Source organism: Sphingobacterium sp. UME9 (assembly GCF_014170215.1).
In the GTDB taxonomy this organism is placed as follows: domain Bacteria; phylum Bacteroidota; class Bacteroidia; order Sphingobacteriales; family Sphingobacteriaceae; genus Sphingobacterium; species Sphingobacterium paramultivorum.
The window spans coordinates 26471-42845 of sequence record NZ_LZZP01000014.1 but is presented as its reverse complement, the minus strand read 5'-3'; the positions used below and the strand labels follow the sequence as shown (position 1 = coordinate 42845).

The following is a 16375-nucleotide window of genomic DNA, read 5'->3' as shown; positions in this document are numbered from 1 at the left end:
TTGAGTATCGAGCCTTGTCAATAGACTCAATACCAAATACTCATTACTATTAATATTTTGATGCTAAATCCTTAGCTACTGTTTCTAATACTGCAGTTAATTCATCGGAGAACTTATTAGCTTTAAAAGCTGACAAGACTTCTGGATGACGTTGCTCCAAATGCGTTAAGAATTCTTCTTCAAATTCTCTCACCTTGTTTACGGGAACATTACGCAATAAACCTTTTGTTCCGATATAAATAATCGCAACTTGTTTCTCTACAGAAACTGGAGAGTATTGACCTTGTTTCAAGATCTCAACGTTACGAACACCTTTATCTAAGACAGATTTAGTAGCAGCATCTAGATCAGAACCGAATTTCGCAAAAGCTTCCAATTCACGGTACTGAGCTTGATCTAACTTTAATGTACCAGATACCTTTTTCATCGGCTTGATCTGTGCGTTACCACCTACACGAGATACAGAGATACCTACGTTGATCGCTGGACGAATACCTGCGTTGAACAAGTTAGATTCCAAGAAGATCTGACCATCTGTAATTGAAATTACGTTGGTTGGGATATACGCAGAAACGTCACCAGCTTGAGTTTCGATGATCGGAAGTGCAGTTAATGAACCACCACCTTTCACCAAGTGTTTGATCGACTCAGGTAGATCATTCATGTTGCGTGCGATATCATCTGAAGAGTTGATTTTCGCTGCACGCTCCAACAAACGGCTGTGTAGATAAAATACGTCACCTGGGTATGCTTCGCGGCCCGGTGGACGACGTAACAATAAAGAAACCTCACGGTAAGCTACCGCTTGTTTAGACAAATCATCATAAACGATCAATGCTGGACGGCCTGTATCACGGAAAAACTCGCCGATAGCAGCACCCGACATTGGCGCATAGAACTGAAGTGGAGCTGGATCAGCAGCAGATGCAGCAACAACTACTGTATAAGCCATAGCACCTCTTTCCTCCAATGTACGCACGATATTCGCAACTGTAGAATTCTTTTGACCTACGGCAACGTAGATACAAAATACAGGTTCTCCTGCATCATAGAATTCTTTTTGGTTCAAGATTGTATCGATACAAACAGCTGTTTTACCTGTTTGACGGTCACCAATAACCAACTCACGTTGACCACGACCAACTGGAATCATCGCATCGATCGCTTTGATACCTGTTTGTAATGGCTCAGTTACCGGTTGACGGTAGATAACACCAGGAGCTTTACGCTCGATAGGCATTTCATACAAATCACCTTGAATAGGTCCTTTACCATCGATTGGTTGACCTAAAGTATTTACAACACGTCCCAACAAGCCTTCACCAACTTTGATGGATGCAATACGGTTGGTACGTTTAATAGTATCTCCTTCTTTGATTTCATCAGAAGGACCTAAAAGTACAACACCAACGTTGTCTTCTTCTAAGTTTAATACAATACCTTGTAATCCGTTATCAAATTCAACCAACTCACCGGACTGAACTTTAGTTAAGCCGTAAATACGAGCAATACCGTCACCTACAGCAAGTACGGTACCCACTTCCTCTAGTTCGGCTTCTGATTTAAAGCCCGACAATTGCTCTCTTAGAATTGCCGAAACTTCATCTGGTCTTACCTCTATCATTTTAATTATTATAAGGGGTTTTTTGATTTATTTTACTTCAAGTATCAGAACAAATTAATTATTCTGATTCAAATATCTTTCCAATTTATTCAACTTACCAGCAATACTTGCATCAATTTGGCGATCGCCGATATTGACTACAAATCCACCGATCAAACTATGATCAACTTTATTGATCAATATCACTTGAGCGTTGGTTTCTTTCGCAAGTACATCTTTCATCGCTGCCAAATTAGCTTCAGAAAGCGGCGCTGCAGATGTAACTGTAGCTTTCACAATTCCTTTTACCTCGTTGTACTCACGAATAAATTCTTGAGCAGTGGCATAAACAATCTCGCCACGACCTTTATTGATCATGATCTTAAAGAATGCCAAGATATTTGGATTGATCTTATCTTTAAATAGCGCATCCAATATGTTTTTCTTCTTGTCCAAAGGAACAATAGGATTGGCAAAAACCGCTTGCAATTCTGTACTGGATTTCAAAACAGCAATGAATGAATCCATATCCGCCTTGATTGTTTCCAGTGAGCCTTGCTCGCTAGCCAAGTCGATTAATGACTTAGCGTATCTTGATGCTACTTTAAATACTGACATAATTCTATTTCGTAATTTGAGTGACCGGATTAGTTCAATTTAACGTCATTAAGCAAATCTGCTACTAAAGCTTCTTGCTTTCCTTGGTCCTCAAATTCTTTGTTTAACACTTTACGAGCAATATCCAAAGACAAAGAAGAGACCTGAGACTTAACCTCAGCCAAAGCTTTATTCTTTTGTTCGTTGATCTCGATTTTTGCTTGTGCAATCAATTTTGCACCTTCAGCCTGTGCCTGAGTTTTTGCCTCAACTACAATCTTATCTTTAAGTTCTTTTGCTTCCTTAAGGATAACATCGCGTTCTGCGCGAGCTTCTTTTAGTAATTGTTCGTTCTCATTTGTTAAACGAGCCATTTCTAATTTAGCTTTTTCAGCAGCCTCCAAAGCACTTGCAATACCTTTTTCACGTTCGTCTAGGGCATCAACAATTGGTTTCCATGCGAATTTACCTAATAAAAAGATAATAACCACAAGGACGATGACCATCCAAAAAAACAAACCGTACGAAAACGAATGTATTAATTTATCCATTGTTATACTATATAATGATAATTCTTATTTTTTAAGATTCAGGAATAATATAACCTGCAACCAACCGTTGCAGGTTATACCATAAAACCGTTGTGACTATTTACCTAATAATAAAGCACCGAATGCTAAACCTTCAAGTAAGGCACCAATGATAATCATTGCAGTTTGGATTTTAGATGCTGCTTCTGGTTGACGAGCGATAGCTTCCATTGCAGAACCACCAATTTTACCTAAACCTAAACCTGCACCGATAACGATTAAACCGGCTCCAATTAAATTGTACATAATGTATGATTTGAATAATTAAAAAATTTACTAATTAATGATCGTGATGTTCTTCAACAGCCATACCGATAAATAAGGATGACAACATCGTAAAAATAAATGCTTGTAAGAATGCTACCAATAATTCGATAACCATCAAGAAGATTGTCAAGAACATGGAAACACCGATACTACCCACTACTGTCAATTGGTGTTGCAATAAATAAACAATTGCAATCAGTCCCATTACGACCGTGTGACCAGCTGTAATATTTGCAAACAAACGTACCATCAAAGAGAATGGTTTTGTAAACAATCCCAATACCTCAATTGGCGCTAAAACAAATTTAAATGGAACCGGAACTCCTGGCATCCAAAAAATATGCTTCCAGTAGTTTGCGTTTGCTTTGATATTCACAATTAAGAACGTAAAAAGAGCCAAACATAAAGTTACTGTAATGTTTCCTGTAACGTTAAACCCTAGTGGTGTCAAACCAACCAAGTTTAAAATCCAGATCAAAAAGAATACAGACAATAAATAAGGCATGAATTCCTTGTAACGATGACCAATGTTTGGAATAGCCATCTCATCACGTACATAGATAACCAAAGGCTCCAATACACGTCCAACACCTTTAGGTAAATTGTTAGCACCTTTTTTATATGTTTTAGCCAAACTAATAAATGCCCAAAACATTAAAAATGCAGCCAAAAACAAACCAACAACACTTTTAGTGATCGAAAAATCTAAAGGCATCGCTACAGATGGATGAAAATCAACAGCATCATGAATTTCATGAGAACCAATCACATAAGAAGTTTCAAATTCCTTTTTCTCTTCTTTTCCATCTTCATTTATAGTCATAACATAACTACCATCAGCATTTTTACGATACTCATGACCAGTCAAATTACCAGTAGCATCAGTCTTATAAATTTTCCCGTGATACAATGCATAATATTGGCCATCAACCTCAGCAACTTTATTACCGTGATCGAATGCCGAAGCCATAAAAACTTTCAAGCCATTATCGATCAAAATTACCGGCAATGAAAAACCATAATGTTTACCTGTCTCTTCATCCGAAAAGAAGCTAAAATAATAATCATCTTGTAAGTGATGCTCAATATGGCTATTGATTTCCTCAGCCTGCGATTTTTCTCCGTGTGCATCCTCATTCGCCTTTGTTAAAAATGGCGCAACTGCAAACAGAATAACTGCTAAAAATTGAAGTGTTCTTTTAAGACTCACGATACTACTATTATGTTATTTAAAATTTTTTGCGAAAATACTATATATAAAGCACAAAAGCTACTTTAATATTACATTTTTTTGAAAAAACTATCGTTTTCTCCCTTAGGATTTGTTTAAAGCCTTGTAAGCAAATATAACATCGTAAAAAAGGAATAAAACGACAACGATCAAATAGTTATATTTTAAAATATCAGCTTGCGGTTTTGCCAACCCATTATGGATATATACATAATTTAGGACAAACTTTAAAGTCAATAATCCCAAGAAAACAAAACCAACATATTGCGGAAATTTCTGCGAACAGTAACTTATCCCCACCATGATGATCACGGATAATATCAGTTGAAAAATATAAATTTCATACAATGGAAAATGTAGATCTCCCAGGGAATGTATACCATCAAAAGACTTTAACAAAAAGAAATGAACGGCAAAAATTAATACCGCAACAAAAAATAAAATAAGGGCCTGCTTTATATATACTATCATCTATCGTTTAATCGATTCACTTGTCTAATGACTTGATATAGAGAGATTCCAATCCCTCCAAGGGTACAGATCTTCATCCATAATTGGTTCTCAGCATGAAACTTACCGTCCAGCCAATCCCCCAATAAATAAAATGCGTAAATGGTAAAAACCATCTGGGTTGAAATAGTCGTCAGCACAAGCCACTTGTTAGGATCTTTCTTGTTTTCCATAAGCAATCTTAAGGTTATCAATGAGCTTTCAACAAACTATATCACACAATTTGTTACAAATATACGCTATAAATTTTTATTGCCTACAATCCCAAAACTTTTTGTCCAATTTTAATATCCGGATAATCAATATCTGCCCCCAAAAGCATTTTAAGTTCCGAAGAAGACTTATCCGGATTTGCACGAATAACACCAAGAATACGATCCAACTTCTCCTGTTCGATCAACTCTATTGCTTCCACTTCCGTACCAACAAAATTAATTAAATGCCCATATATCGTACCCGCAACCATCCCACGCTTAACCGCTATATCAGGAATACTCATCCCATCCTTAAACATTTCTAAGGAAATCTCCTTTGTATCCAACTTCTTAGGTCCTTCTTCATCTGCACTTTGCGCAGCCAATTCATCTTTTTCTTTGGTCTTCACACTGGCAGCAACATCGAGCATCGCTGTTTGAAAATCTTCCCGTTTTGAAAGCGTTTCAGCAATAAGCAGACAATGTTGCAACTGCTCGCGTTTTCGCTTGTAATCAAGCAATAGTGCTTTTAACTCGTCAATATATTTCTTCGTACGTTTTCGTATCTGGTACTCTTCGATATGTTTGGTTAAAGCCTCAATCAGATCTACATCCATTTTCGGTAAAAACCAATTGACCGCAGCAGTAGAACGCTCACAGATTACGTCATAATCGATCGCGTTTTTATCCCGCAACAAATCATACAGTACAACAATAAACTTATGTGCAACTTTCTCTTGGGTCTGAAGGTGCTTGACCAAATGTTGAAAAAATAGTAATGCTTGTTCCTTTCCATCAATATTACGCTCCTCAAGTGATTTCAGTAACTCAGAAGTCTCGGCCAATAGACCGTCCCAACGGAAACCGTGCATTAAAATCTGGCCAAGATAATTCCGTTGGCATTGCTCTAGAATTTCATTGATATCATCCTGACCCTGAGTACGCTGCGCAAATTCAACAACTTGGTAATCTGTACGGATGGCATAAGAAGGGATGATCGATTTTAATACAAGTCCATCCAAACTCGTTAAACGGCTCAATGCAACGTATACCTGTCCCGCGGCAAAAGAGGTCCCCGCGTCGATGATTGCTTTTTGGAAAGTTAAGCCCTGGCTTTTATGAATGGTGATAGCCCAAGCCAGTCGAAGTGGAAATTGCGAAAATGTACCCAATATCTCCTCCTTAATCTGATCTTGCCCCTTATCGTAATTATACCGAATATTTTCCCAGGTCTCCCTTTTTACCGTTACAGATTCCGACCCATCAGGAAATGTAACCGTTACTGTGCCCTGCACAGTATCGATGTCCTTTACCGTACCGATCTTTCCGTTGTAATATTTACGTTCATCTCCCGAATCGTTTCGAATAAACATCACCTGTGCCCCTATTTTTAAAGACAACGTTTCTTCAGCAGGATAGGAACCCTGCGCGAAATCGTCCTTTACAACTGCCTTAAGATTTAACATTTTACCCGATAATGACGCCAACTTGGCTCCGTTTATTTCATCAGCATTTCGATTATGGGAGGTCAATGTAATATACTGCTCAGCTTCGCTTGGAACGAAGTCTTTTTCATAGTAACCATTTAAGGTCGTGAGCATGTCACTTGTACACTGATTGTTTCGTATGGCATTCAAAATGGAAATAAAACCCTCATCTTGCTGGCGATAGATTTTATTAAGCTCTAACATCACCAAGGGATTATCTCTTAAAATTTTAGCGTTAAAGAAGAAAACAGAAGAATAATGATCCCGTAAAACATTCCATTCGGCGTCTTTCACAACTGGTGGCAACTGATACAAATCCCCGATAAACAGAACCTGCAACCCACCAAAAGGCCGCATATCGCGACGAACAGATTGCAGAATCACATTAATCGCATCCAATGTATCTGCACGGACCATTGAAACCTCATCAATCACCAATAGCTCAAGTTCCTGCAAGATAGCCCTGCGCTGCTTGGTCAATTTAATCGTACTGAATAAACGTGATTTATTGTAAATATGACTATCCTGCTCGTCCCAACGTAATTCATAATCTTCTATAAAGGTTCCAAAAGGAAGCCAAAATAAAGAATGTAAAGTGGTCCCGCCCGCATTCATCGCCGCGACGCCCGTAGGAGCCGTAATAGCCATCTTCTTGTAGCTATGCTCACGGATATACTTCAAGAACGTCGTTTTTCCTGTACCCGCCTTTCCCGTAATAAATACGTTCTGGTTCGTTTGGTTAACAAAAGCAACAGCCTGCATAAATGCAGTATTTTCTCGATCGACTTGAAAGTTTGACATATCCTGAAATTAGATTGATCACAAAATTAGCAATTTCATTTTTAACTTCACGCGACACATTATAGCTTAAGACACCTAAAATCGCTCCATTATAACGTATTTAGATAAAGCTAAAACGGTTAACTTAAAATATTAATGGATTTTTTTTATATTTAGCAACTGAATTAACGAATAACAAATTTTTAGAATTTTTAATATGGCTATAGATAAAATCGCATTGTTTGAGAAAGTACAGGAAATGCTGACATCCAAAGGTTTTCGTATTGATAAATCAGATGCTGCACGCCCTTGGGGAGGATTTTTCGTTATTGACGAATCCCAAGCACAAGAATTTGCCGATGAATACTTCGGCGGAATGGATGTACAAGAGTTAAGAATCTCAGGGAAATTAAGTCCAAAAATTTTAATTGTTGCACCAGAGAAAAGACTTTCATGGCAATATCACCACCGTCGTGCCGAAATCTGGCGTGTTATCCAAGGTAACGTAGGCGTTATGGTTTCTGACACAGATGAAGAATCGGTTGTTTCAACATTGAAAGAAGGCGAAACGATTAGATTGCGCCAAGGACAACGTCACCGTTTAATTGGATTGGATGGCTTCGGTATTCTAGCCGAGATCTGGCAGCACACAGATGCCAACAACCCTTCTGATGAAGACGATATTGTTCGCGTACAAGATGATTTTGGCAGATAATAGTCCCACAGGACCGTTACCGCCAAAACAAAGATTCCCAATCAACAATTGGGAATCTTTGTTTTTACCCTAAACATAAAGTGCCATAGAGGCCAATTCACTCCCCCTACTTTGCATTTCATCGCTTTTATTCAAGCTCCTATCACCCCCATGTCCATTTCGGGTATTCCATAGTGCAATTCATTAGAAGAGAATATTAATTTTTATTATTTTAGTAGAGATATAATCAACTATGACATGATGAGCAACGACGATACTAAAAGAGGATCCAGTATATTAAACAGTCTAAAGAAATTAATTTTTGAGGACGATCAGCCGCAGCAAACTCCACCGGTACAAGCCCCCCCGACTCCGAGCACTAATGCTGCTCCTGAAAGACCCCATGTACCACCGGCATATTCATCGCCCACGGCTCAGGCTCCAACTGGAAAGACACCGCCCCCAATCCCTATAACAGCCAATGATGGAACAACCGATCTCAAAGAAATGAAATTAAAGGTCTATGCCATTCTTGAAAAACTCAACGAGCAAGGTGTAGATTTTTTCGAAGTGTGGAACGCTGCTGCTGCAATGGGAAAAGTAGAGGAAAACACATTAAAAGCAGCCTATACTTCACTGAAATTTGTAGACAGTTCGTTAACGAAGGATAAACTGGTAGCAACTGGCACAAATTATGCTAATAAATTGAAAGAAACCATTGCCAAAGAATCGGAACAAAAACAGGCTGAAAAGAAAAAGACTGAACAGGACCGAACCATGGAGATTGCAAATCTGAACACCGAAATCAAAACAATAACGGAGAATATCGCCAAATTGCAAGATGATCTACAGAAAAAACAAGTCGCTTTGGAACAAATTAATGAAAAGTACGAACCAAGAATTAAAGATATCGAACAAAAAATAAACATCGGCAACGCCGCCGTTGATGAAGTGGTAACCGAAATCAATATTGCATTGCGGATGATTAATCAATCAATAACATAAAAATAAATCAATGGAAAGAAAAGATCAGTATGTTAATATTCCCGCTGAGATAAAGACGCAACTTCCGATATTTCAAGTACTGGGCGATCATTTGCCTGCACAATTAAAATCACCAGAAGCGAAGAAGACAGCTTCGTCGATCTTCTTTTGGGCACTTTTACTTGGTGGAGCCTTTGCTTTTTTCAAGTACTTACCGATTATGTTGGAATATGCCGGAAAAAGTATACTTTTTGTGATATTCAGTATAATCCTGATTACCTTATTATTACTAGCTCCAAAGATCATTGCGCTATTGCACCGATTGGGAACCGTCCTACTTTTTAAAGGTGAAAAATCCATCATTAGAAATAACCCTATCGAAACCTTACAACTGTTATCAAGAGATGCAAAAGACACCCTGAAACGTGTGAAGGAAAAAATCAGCAATGTAGACGGTGTCCGCATCGACATGATTCAAAGCGGTGAAACTGCTCAAAAAACAGCCGAAGAGAAGTACACCTATGCGAAACGTTTCACCGCTGAAGCGGCTAATCTCGACGAGAAATCAAAGGAGGAAACGAGCAAAAATAATGCAGAGAAGGCAAATGCTTATGCAAGAGATGCCAAAGAAACACGTACCAAAGCATTTCTATTGGGAAAAGAAGGTGAATCTGAAGAGCAAAATGCGCGCAGTTATGTCCAATATGCCAATCAATTTGCAAAAGTATTGGAAGTCCTAAAAGATAATGAAAGCGCAGCGCGTATCTATGTCAGCACCTTGGATAGCAGCATTTCCATTATTTCCAAGAAGCTAGAAGCCACTCAAAAGATGAAAAATGCCACCGATGGCCTAGCCGATGTGTTCAATATTAAAGATGGCTGGGCATTTCAAGAGGCCATGAATGCAGCAACAGGTGCCATCAGTCAAAATATTGCCTCTATCCGATCGAATCTTGATTTCTTGGATCAAAACAACAACATCACCGTGGGTGGCACGCCTACTCAAGGTGAACTGGAAGAGTTTATCCGCAAAGTTGACGAACGTAATCTAAATGTATTAAACGTAACGCAAATGGCAGATGCTAGCTATGAACTCAAACCCGAAGAAAAAGTAGATAAAGGATTTACATTACTCGATTAATATTAACTAAAATCAAACTTATTATACGAACATTATGGAAGAAAAATCAACATGGGCAAGATTAAGATGGCCAATCAAAGCAATTATCATCGCCTTACCTATTCTCGCAATCGGTTATTGGGCCATTCAATCGGGCAAATTTGATGCTAATTCGACAGTCCAAACAACAGATTCAACAAGCAATAATGGTCATGCGGTCGCACCTTCATCAGGCTCAGAAACGACTCGTTCATTCAACTATCAACCCGAAAAACCAGTCGACGGCGAATACAAGGGTGTCGTTGAAGTGGGCGCTTCGGGTTTCAATTCCTTTGTCGTCAATATGGACAAAGAAAATCGCTGGGAGATCATTTCCAAAGACTTTGGAAAGTCATTTGCATATGAAGGATTGGCAAATACGGAAGACATCCGTAAAGGATTAAAAGATTATATAGGCATGATGCTCGACAAAGGAGTCAAATCCAAAAACATACATTTCGTTATTAGCTCCGGAGCTCAAAAAGAACCTAAAACTTCAGTTATCAGTGCTGAACTTAGAAAAATGGGCTTTGTGGTCAACCTGGTTACAGCAGAGCAGGAAGGAAAATTAGCGTTAAAATCGGTTCTTCCGAAAGCTTACGAAGACAATTCATTTGTTGTTGATATTGGCTCCGGTAACACCAAAATCTCCTGGATCGACGGTGACACAAAATCGGTAGAAGCACCTGGTGCGAAATATTATGAAAAAGACCTCAAAGATGATGCGGTCTATACAGAAGTAAAAAAATTAGGCGAAAAAATTCCAGCAAATAAAAGAGAAGTTTGTTTTATTATAGGCGGGGTTCCTTTTGAATTAGCATCGCAGACACGCCAAGGTGAAGAGCGTTTTACGGTTTTGAACGATCCAGCATCTTACAAAACAGATAAAGTAAAAACAAAGAGCGGTGTCAACATCTATAAAGCAATTAAAGATGCAACCAATTGCGACACCTTCGTATTTGATTGGGATGCCAATTTCACGATCGGATTCCTACTTTCATTAAACAAATAGTCAAGACGATTAACATAAAAAAAGCGCTGTTCTCTTTTATTGAGAACAGCGCTTTTTTTATAACCTTTTTTGTTATCCCATAAAACTCAATAGATACAAAATAATAATGATTGCCAACACCAAAAAAGCTATTTTCCAAAAGCTATAAGGTCTTTGTCCATAAACTTTACCGTTAAATGCATTGACCATGATCTGATAACTCTTTCCTTTGTACTGATAAGCAGATAACCACACAGGCAAAAGAATATACTTCAATTTAATGGATTTAAAATCGCTATCAATGGAATCAATATCCTGCGTATCACCACCGATGTCATTCTCAACCTGACGTTCGATTTCCCGATCCATAACAGTCCGGGCAGTTTCCGCCGCTTTTACATGATCCACACTAAAAGTTTCAGCGATAAAGCCACTTAAATATTGCTCATTGAAAGGTTTTAGATAGCCCAAATTCCAAGGTCCGATTTTATCAGAGAACTTTTCGGGAAGAGATGTTGATCCCGAAATGACAATATCCTTAAATTGACTATAGATACTACCTGAAGCTGGATACCAATTTGTTCGTCTTTCTTCGTATTCTTCCGTCTCACCATCCGAATTGCGTCTTGTACGCGTCACATAATAATACTCTCCACGTGACCCGACGTAATCAGAATGTACATCTGCATCATAGGACCAAAATGGTATATACACGCCTTTTAAACGATCATTTCTTGAATTAAAAATTCGCTTAAAGTCATTCGGAGCGAACCATATCTTACCGGCCCATTGTGTCAATAGCCCAAAAGCATTTTTGTAATCAACGGAAAAGGGAACAAGACCATGTGGCTTCACAATACGCTTTTGCTGATGGTCAATTACCAAAGGTGAAGCACAAAAAGCACATAAATCTGCTGTAACATGAGGATTCAAGCGCGAGTTTGCACCACAGTTACTGCAATGCACAACTTCAGCCAAATAGCTATAGCGCTCATCGGCGACTCCTTCCATTGCTTGTCCAAAGACTTTATAATCTGTTGATTCAATATGGCCATTTTCCGCTATCGGGTCCGCTATTTCATTTCTAGTTCCACAATAAGAACATTCTAAATAGGAAGTACCAGGCTGATAAGTCAAGATAGCACCACAGCCCTGGCATTTTAACCCCTGCTCTATTTCGGAGGTTTTTTCTTCAAAACTCATAAAACTCGGTCGTGCGCTTTATCCTAAACTCCTGGTATCGGTGGCGGGTTCTGCGAAAACAGATCCTTTAATTCGCCTACCTTTTCAGCCTCAATCCAGTTTTCAAGTCCCTCTTTCCAAACCAAGGTGGCAAGTGTCATCGTCCCCTCTTTTACTAGACCGCGTAGCTGTTCCGGATCAAATGGCCCTTCCTGCTTACCTTTAATGGCCAGGTAATAAGCTGCCGTTTTTGGCAATGGAGGCGGTCCAACTGCCCCGGCAGACGAAGCCACAGCAGCAGATCCCGTACCAGTAGGATTATTCCCATCAAAGCTGTTTTGCTGAAATACATTACCCATTTGACCAACCATTCCCGCCCCCAGTCCGGCGCCAAATCCAGCACCTACGATCCCCCCACTATTGGGATTCTCAGCAGCTTTCTCCATGGAATTAGCTGCTTGAAATTGGGCATATGCCCCTAGATTACCAACGACCCCCATACTGCTTCGCTTATCAAGGGCTTTTTCCACCTCTTCTGGGAATGAAATATTTTCGATTAAGAATTTCGTTAAGCTCAAACCCAACTCATCAAAATCAACCCCAATTTTTTGTTGTATCAAGGCCGAAACTTCATCATAGTTAGATGCAAGATCCAAGGCTGGTATCTTCGACTCAGCAATAGCATCCATCCCACGCGATACTGCAATATTTCGAAGCTGCTCTGTGATATCTTCAACTGTAAATACAGGCGTCGTCGCAACCAGCTGTTTCATAAAAACAGTAACGTCCTTCACCTGAAAAGAGAAATTACCGAAAGCCCGAAGTCGAATTGGTCCAAATTCAGGATCCCGCAGCATAATCGGATTTTTGGTTCCCCATTTCTGATTGACAAATTGTCGAAGGTTGACAAAATAGACATCGGCTTTGAATGGACTATTGAACCCGTATTTCCAGCCTCTGATGGTTGTCATGATCGGCATATTCTGTGTTGTCAATTCATAGCGACCGGGCTGAAAGACATCCGCAACCACACCTTCATTCAAAAATACCGCAGCCTGTCCTTCCCGCACAGTCAACTGCGCACCCATTTTTATTTCATTCTGATACCGTGGAAACTTCCACACAATCGTATCTGTGCTATTATCGACCCATTCGATAATGTCGACAAACTCATTCCTGATTTTATCAAATAATCCCATAAATTATTCTCGTTACAATTACTTACACTAAATGTAAACATTTCCCAGCAAACCAGCAATTTTCTCCAGCAGCACGCAAACTATCGATATCTAAAAAATTTAGCCTTTTAAACTACTTATCGTAGTTTATTTTTTTTACTTTTGTTAGCTAAGTTCAACATTAATTTATGAGTACATATAACGAAGACAGCATTAGGTCCCTGGATTGGAAAGAGCATATTCGCCTTCGTCCGGGAATGTACATTGGAAAATTGGGGGACGGTTCGGCCTATGATGATGGTATCTATGTTTTATTGAAAGAGGTCGTTGACAACTCGATTGATGAGTTTGTTATGGGCGCTGGTAAAATTATTGATATCACGGTAAACGAAAATAAAGTTTCCGTACGCGATTATGGACGTGGTATTCCAATTGGTTCTGTGGTTGATGTTGTTTCTAAAATCAATACAGGTGGTAAATATGATAGTAAGGCTTTCCAAAAGTCAGTTGGTTTAAATGGTGTCGGTACAAAAGCCGTAAATGCTTTGTCCAGTCAGTTTACCGTACAGTCATATCGTCAAAATATAACGCGCATCGCCCAATTCTCTAACGGAGAATTAATCAACGATGAACAAAAAGATACCACGCAACGAAATGGGACAGCAGTGACATTTTATCCGGACGATTCGATTTTCCGAAATTATAAATATAGACTTGAATTTGTAGAAAACATGATCTGGAATTATGTCTTCTTAAATTCTGGTCTTACCATTAATTTCAATAATCAGAAATTTATTTCCGAGCATGGTCTAAAAGATCTATTGGAACGGAATATCGATGCCGAGTCCATGCGCTACCCGATCATTCACCTCCGTGGTGAAGATATTGAAATTGCCATGACACATGGTCAACAGTACGGAGAAGAATACTATTCTTTTGTCAACGGTCAGCATACCACGCAAGGTGGAACACACCAGGCAGCCTTCCGTGAAGCACTTGTCAAAACAATTCGCGAGTTCTACAAAAAAGAATTTGACGCATCGGATATTCGTTCCTCGATCATTGGTGCTATCGCTATCAAAGTACAAGAACCTGTTTTTGAGTCTCAAACCAAGACTAAATTAGGCTCGCAGAGTGTCGGTCCAGAAGGTCCTACAGTAAGAGGGTTCATTAGTGACTTTATCAAAAAAGCATTGGATGATTACCTGCATAAAAATCCGGCTACGGCAGATGCTCTTCAAAAACGTATTCTACAATCTGAACGTGAACGTAAGGATATCGCCGGAATCAAAAAACTCGCCAACGAAAGAGCGAAGAAAGCCTCTTTGCACAATCGTAAACTACGTGACTGTAAAGTGCACTTCAGCGATAAAAATGAACGTAACCAAGAAACAACTTTGTTTATCACTGAAGGGGATTCTGCGTCTGGTTCAATTACTAAATCGCGGGATGTGCAGACTCAGGCAGTTTTCAGTTTAAAAGGAAAGCCGTTAAACTCCTACGGTATGTCCAAAAAGATTGTTTATGAAAACGAAGAATTTAACCTCTTACAACATGCACTTAATATTGAAGACGGTCTCGATGGATTACGCTACAACAATATCGTAATCGCTACCGATGCCGACGTCGATGGAATGCACATCCGTCTGTTGTTATTGACATTTTTCTTGCAGTTTTTCCCAGACCTTGTCAAAGCTGGCCACGTTTCCATCTTACAGACACCACTTTTCCGTGTCCGCAACAAAAAGGAAACGATCTATTGCTATTCCGATGAAGAACGACAAAAAGCAATCGCAAAATTAGGCGCTAAACCTGAAATTACTCGATTCAAAGGTTTAGGTGAAATATCACCTTCCGAATTTGGATTATTTATCGGAAAAGATATCCGTCTTGACCCGGTTATCTTGTCCAAAGACAATAAAATTCAACAGTTATTAGAATATTACATGGGCAAAAACACACCAGACCGACAAAAGCATATTGTCGAAAATCTACGTGTTGAAGTTGACCTTGAAGAAGAACTAACAAAAAAAGCGGGTTAAAATAACCCGCTTTTTTAGCAACCTACAACCACCTTTCATGCACAACCAAACCTTAATTCTGATCCAATGTCAAGATGCCGTTGGATTGGTCGCCAACATTTCAAATACGCTAGCAAAATTTCAACTCAATATTGTCACCATGCGTGAATATGTGGATGAAGAAGCCAACAAATTTTTCGTGCGTGTGGTGTGTAATGGCCTCGTGCCTGAGCAGAAACAGCTTTCCGATTCCCTTGCCGAAGTACTTCCTCCATCCGCTCAAATACAGATAAACCCCAATAATCGTAAAAAAATCGTCGTCCTCGTGACCAAAGAGCATCATTGCCTTGCCGATATCCTGGTACGACAACACTTCGAAACATGGGGAGCAGAAGTGCAGGCCGTAATTGGTAATTATGAATCACTACGCTCCTTTACGGAAAAGTTTGATATTCCATTTCATTGTATCTCACATGAAAACCTGACAAAGGAAACATTCGAAAAACAACTGATCGCACAAATCCAAAACTATAATTTCGATTATATTATTTTGGCGAAGTTCATGCGGATCTTGTCTTCTCAGTTTGTCAGTACCTTTGAAAATAAACTGGTCAACATACACCATTCATTTCTCCCCGCTTTTATTGGTGCCAATCCGTACAAGCAGGCCCATGCAAGAGGCGTTAAGATCATAGGCGCCACAGCGCATTTCGTGACCGACCAGCTCGATGAAGGTCCCATCATCGTACAGGATATACGACATGTCAACCACACCTATACTGTAAAAGATATGGTAACTGCCGGAAAAGAAATAGAAAAGGCTGTTTTGAGCCGAGCAATTCGTCTGCTTAGCGAAGATCGTGTGATGCGCAACGATTACAAGACAATTGTATTCGAATAGTGATTA

The 16375-nt window shown here is 39.3% G+C and carries 15 protein-coding genes; 6 read left to right on the top strand and 9 right to left on the bottom strand.

Features of this window, described 5'->3' with window-relative positions:
• Positions 1–49: 49 nt before the first annotated feature.
• The 7 genes from atpA to A9970_RS26905 form a co-directional block, all read right to left on the bottom strand.
• The gene (gene atpA, locus A9970_RS26935) at positions 50–1624 is read right to left on the bottom strand and encodes a F0F1 ATP synthase subunit alpha (protein ID WP_153847274.1); all 1575 of its coding nucleotides are present in this window, start codon (positions 1622–1624) and stop codon (positions 50–52) included.
• Between the two features lie 54 nt (positions 1625–1678).
• Positions 1679–2221: an ATP synthase F1 subunit delta gene (gene atpH, locus A9970_RS26930; RefSeq protein WP_075994169.1), complete on the bottom strand. Its 543-nt coding sequence runs from the start codon at positions 2219–2221 to the stop codon at positions 1679–1681.
• A gap of 29 nt (positions 2222–2250) precedes the next feature.
• Entirely contained in the window at positions 2251–2751 is a 501-nt protein-coding gene (locus tag A9970_RS26925; protein ID WP_182984363.1) for a F0F1 ATP synthase subunit B, read from the bottom strand.
• Between the two features lie 96 nt (positions 2752–2847).
• Entirely contained in the window at positions 2848–3036 is a 189-nt protein-coding gene (gene atpE, locus A9970_RS26920; protein WP_021188666.1) for an ATP synthase F0 subunit C, read from the bottom strand.
• A 34-nt stretch (positions 3037–3070) separates the two neighbouring features.
• Positions 3071–4267, bottom strand: coding sequence for a F0F1 ATP synthase subunit A (gene atpB, locus A9970_RS28825; protein ID WP_227550270.1), 1197 nt, complete (start codon positions 4265–4267; stop codon positions 3071–3073).
• Between the two features lie 488 nt (positions 4268–4755).
• Positions 4756–4971, bottom strand: coding sequence for an AtpZ/AtpI family protein (locus tag A9970_RS29105; protein ID WP_075994172.1), 216 nt, complete (start codon positions 4969–4971; stop codon positions 4756–4758).
• Between the two features lie 83 nt (positions 4972–5054).
• A complete protein-coding gene (locus tag A9970_RS26905; RefSeq protein WP_182984362.1) occupies positions 5055–7280 on the bottom strand; it encodes a helix-turn-helix domain-containing protein in 2226 nt (741 codons plus the stop codon).
• 196 nt (positions 7281–7476) lie between these two features.
• Here A9970_RS26905 and A9970_RS26900 point away from each other — a divergent pair, with 196 nt between their 5' ends.
• The 4 genes from A9970_RS26900 to A9970_RS26885 all read left to right on the top strand — a co-directional run bounded on the left by A9970_RS26900 (position 7477) and on the right by A9970_RS26885 (position 11108).
• Positions 7477–7974, top strand: a complete 498-nt coding sequence (locus A9970_RS26900; RefSeq protein WP_046671961.1) for a cupin domain-containing protein — start codon at positions 7477–7479, stop codon at positions 7972–7974.
• Between the two features lie 237 nt (positions 7975–8211).
• Positions 8212–8958: a hypothetical protein gene (locus tag A9970_RS26895; RefSeq protein ID WP_182984361.1), complete on the top strand. Its 747-nt coding sequence runs from the start codon at positions 8212–8214 to the stop codon at positions 8956–8958.
• Positions 8959–8968: 10 nt separating this feature from the next.
• Positions 8969–10078 carry a hypothetical protein gene (locus A9970_RS26890; protein WP_088162938.1) on the top strand — a complete coding sequence of 370 codons (1110 nt, stop codon included), beginning with the start codon at positions 8969–8971 and terminating at the stop codon, positions 10076–10078.
• Between the two features lie 34 nt (positions 10079–10112).
• Complete coding sequence (locus tag A9970_RS26885) at positions 10113–11108, top strand: hypothetical protein (RefSeq protein WP_182984360.1); 996 nt, start codon at positions 10113–10115, stop codon at positions 11106–11108.
• Between the two features lie 72 nt (positions 11109–11180).
• Here A9970_RS26885 and A9970_RS26880 read toward each other — a convergent pair whose 3' ends face one another.
• Together A9970_RS26880 and A9970_RS26875 are read right to left on the bottom strand one after the other, a co-directional pair.
• Positions 11181–12290 carry a zinc finger domain-containing protein gene (locus A9970_RS26880; protein WP_153847278.1) on the bottom strand — a complete coding sequence of 370 codons (1110 nt, stop codon included), beginning with the start codon at positions 12288–12290 and terminating at the stop codon, positions 11181–11183.
• A 23-nt stretch (positions 12291–12313) separates the two neighbouring features.
• Complete coding sequence (locus tag A9970_RS26875) at positions 12314–13468, bottom strand: SPFH domain-containing protein (RefSeq protein WP_182984359.1); 1155 nt, start codon at positions 13466–13468, stop codon at positions 12314–12316.
• Positions 13469–13635: 167 nt separating this feature from the next.
• Between A9970_RS26875 and A9970_RS26870 the strand changes: the two genes are divergently transcribed.
• Positions 13636–15489 (top strand): DNA topoisomerase IV subunit B, encoded by a 1854-nt coding sequence (locus A9970_RS26870; protein ID WP_120333218.1) that lies wholly within the window; start codon positions 13636–13638, stop codon positions 15487–15489.
• Between the two features lie 37 nt (positions 15490–15526).
• Positions 15527–16369: a formyltetrahydrofolate deformylase gene (gene purU, locus A9970_RS26865; protein WP_153847280.1), complete on the top strand. Its 843-nt coding sequence runs from the start codon at positions 15527–15529 to the stop codon at positions 16367–16369.
• The last annotated feature ends 6 nt before the right edge of the window (positions 16370–16375 follow it).

Coding starts and splice junctions, on each gene's coding strand:
- A9970_RS26890 (WP_088162938.1), top strand. CDS start 8,969: ATGGAAAGAAAAGATCAGTATGTTAATATTCCCGCTGAGATAAAGACG.
- atpH (WP_075994169.1), bottom strand. CDS start 2,221: ATGTCAGTATTTAAAGTAGCATCAAGATACGCTAAGTCATTAATCGAC.
- atpA (WP_153847274.1), bottom strand. CDS start 1,624: ATGATAGAGGTAAGACCAGATGAAGTTTCGGCAATTCTAAGAGAGCAA.
- A9970_RS26905 (WP_182984362.1), bottom strand. CDS start 7,280: ATGTCAAACTTTCAAGTCGATCGAGAAAATACTGCATTTATGCAGGCT.
- A9970_RS26885 (WP_182984360.1), top strand. CDS start 10,113: ATGGAAGAAAAATCAACATGGGCAAGATTAAGATGGCCAATCAAAGCA.
- A9970_RS26880 (WP_153847278.1), bottom strand. CDS start 12,290: ATGAGTTTTGAAGAAAAAACCTCCGAAATAGAGCAGGGGTTAAAATGC.
- A9970_RS26895 (WP_182984361.1), top strand. CDS start 8,212: ATGATGAGCAACGACGATACTAAAAGAGGATCCAGTATATTAAACAGT.
- A9970_RS26875 (WP_182984359.1), bottom strand. CDS start 13,468: ATGGGATTATTTGATAAAATCAGGAATGAGTTTGTCGACATTATCGAA.
- A9970_RS29105 (WP_075994172.1), bottom strand. CDS start 4,971: ATGGAAAACAAGAAAGATCCTAACAAGTGGCTTGTGCTGACGACTATT.
- purU (WP_153847280.1), top strand. CDS start 15,527: ATGCACAACCAAACCTTAATTCTGATCCAATGTCAAGATGCCGTTGGA.
- A9970_RS26900 (WP_046671961.1), top strand. CDS start 7,477: ATGGCTATAGATAAAATCGCATTGTTTGAGAAAGTACAGGAAATGCTG.
- atpE (WP_021188666.1), bottom strand. CDS start 3,036: ATGTACAATTTAATTGGAGCCGGTTTAATCGTTATCGGTGCAGGTTTA.
- A9970_RS26925 (WP_182984363.1), bottom strand. CDS start 2,751: ATGGATAAATTAATACATTCGTTTTCGTACGGTTTGTTTTTTTGGATG.
- A9970_RS26870 (WP_120333218.1), top strand. CDS start 13,636: ATGAGTACATATAACGAAGACAGCATTAGGTCCCTGGATTGGAAAGAG.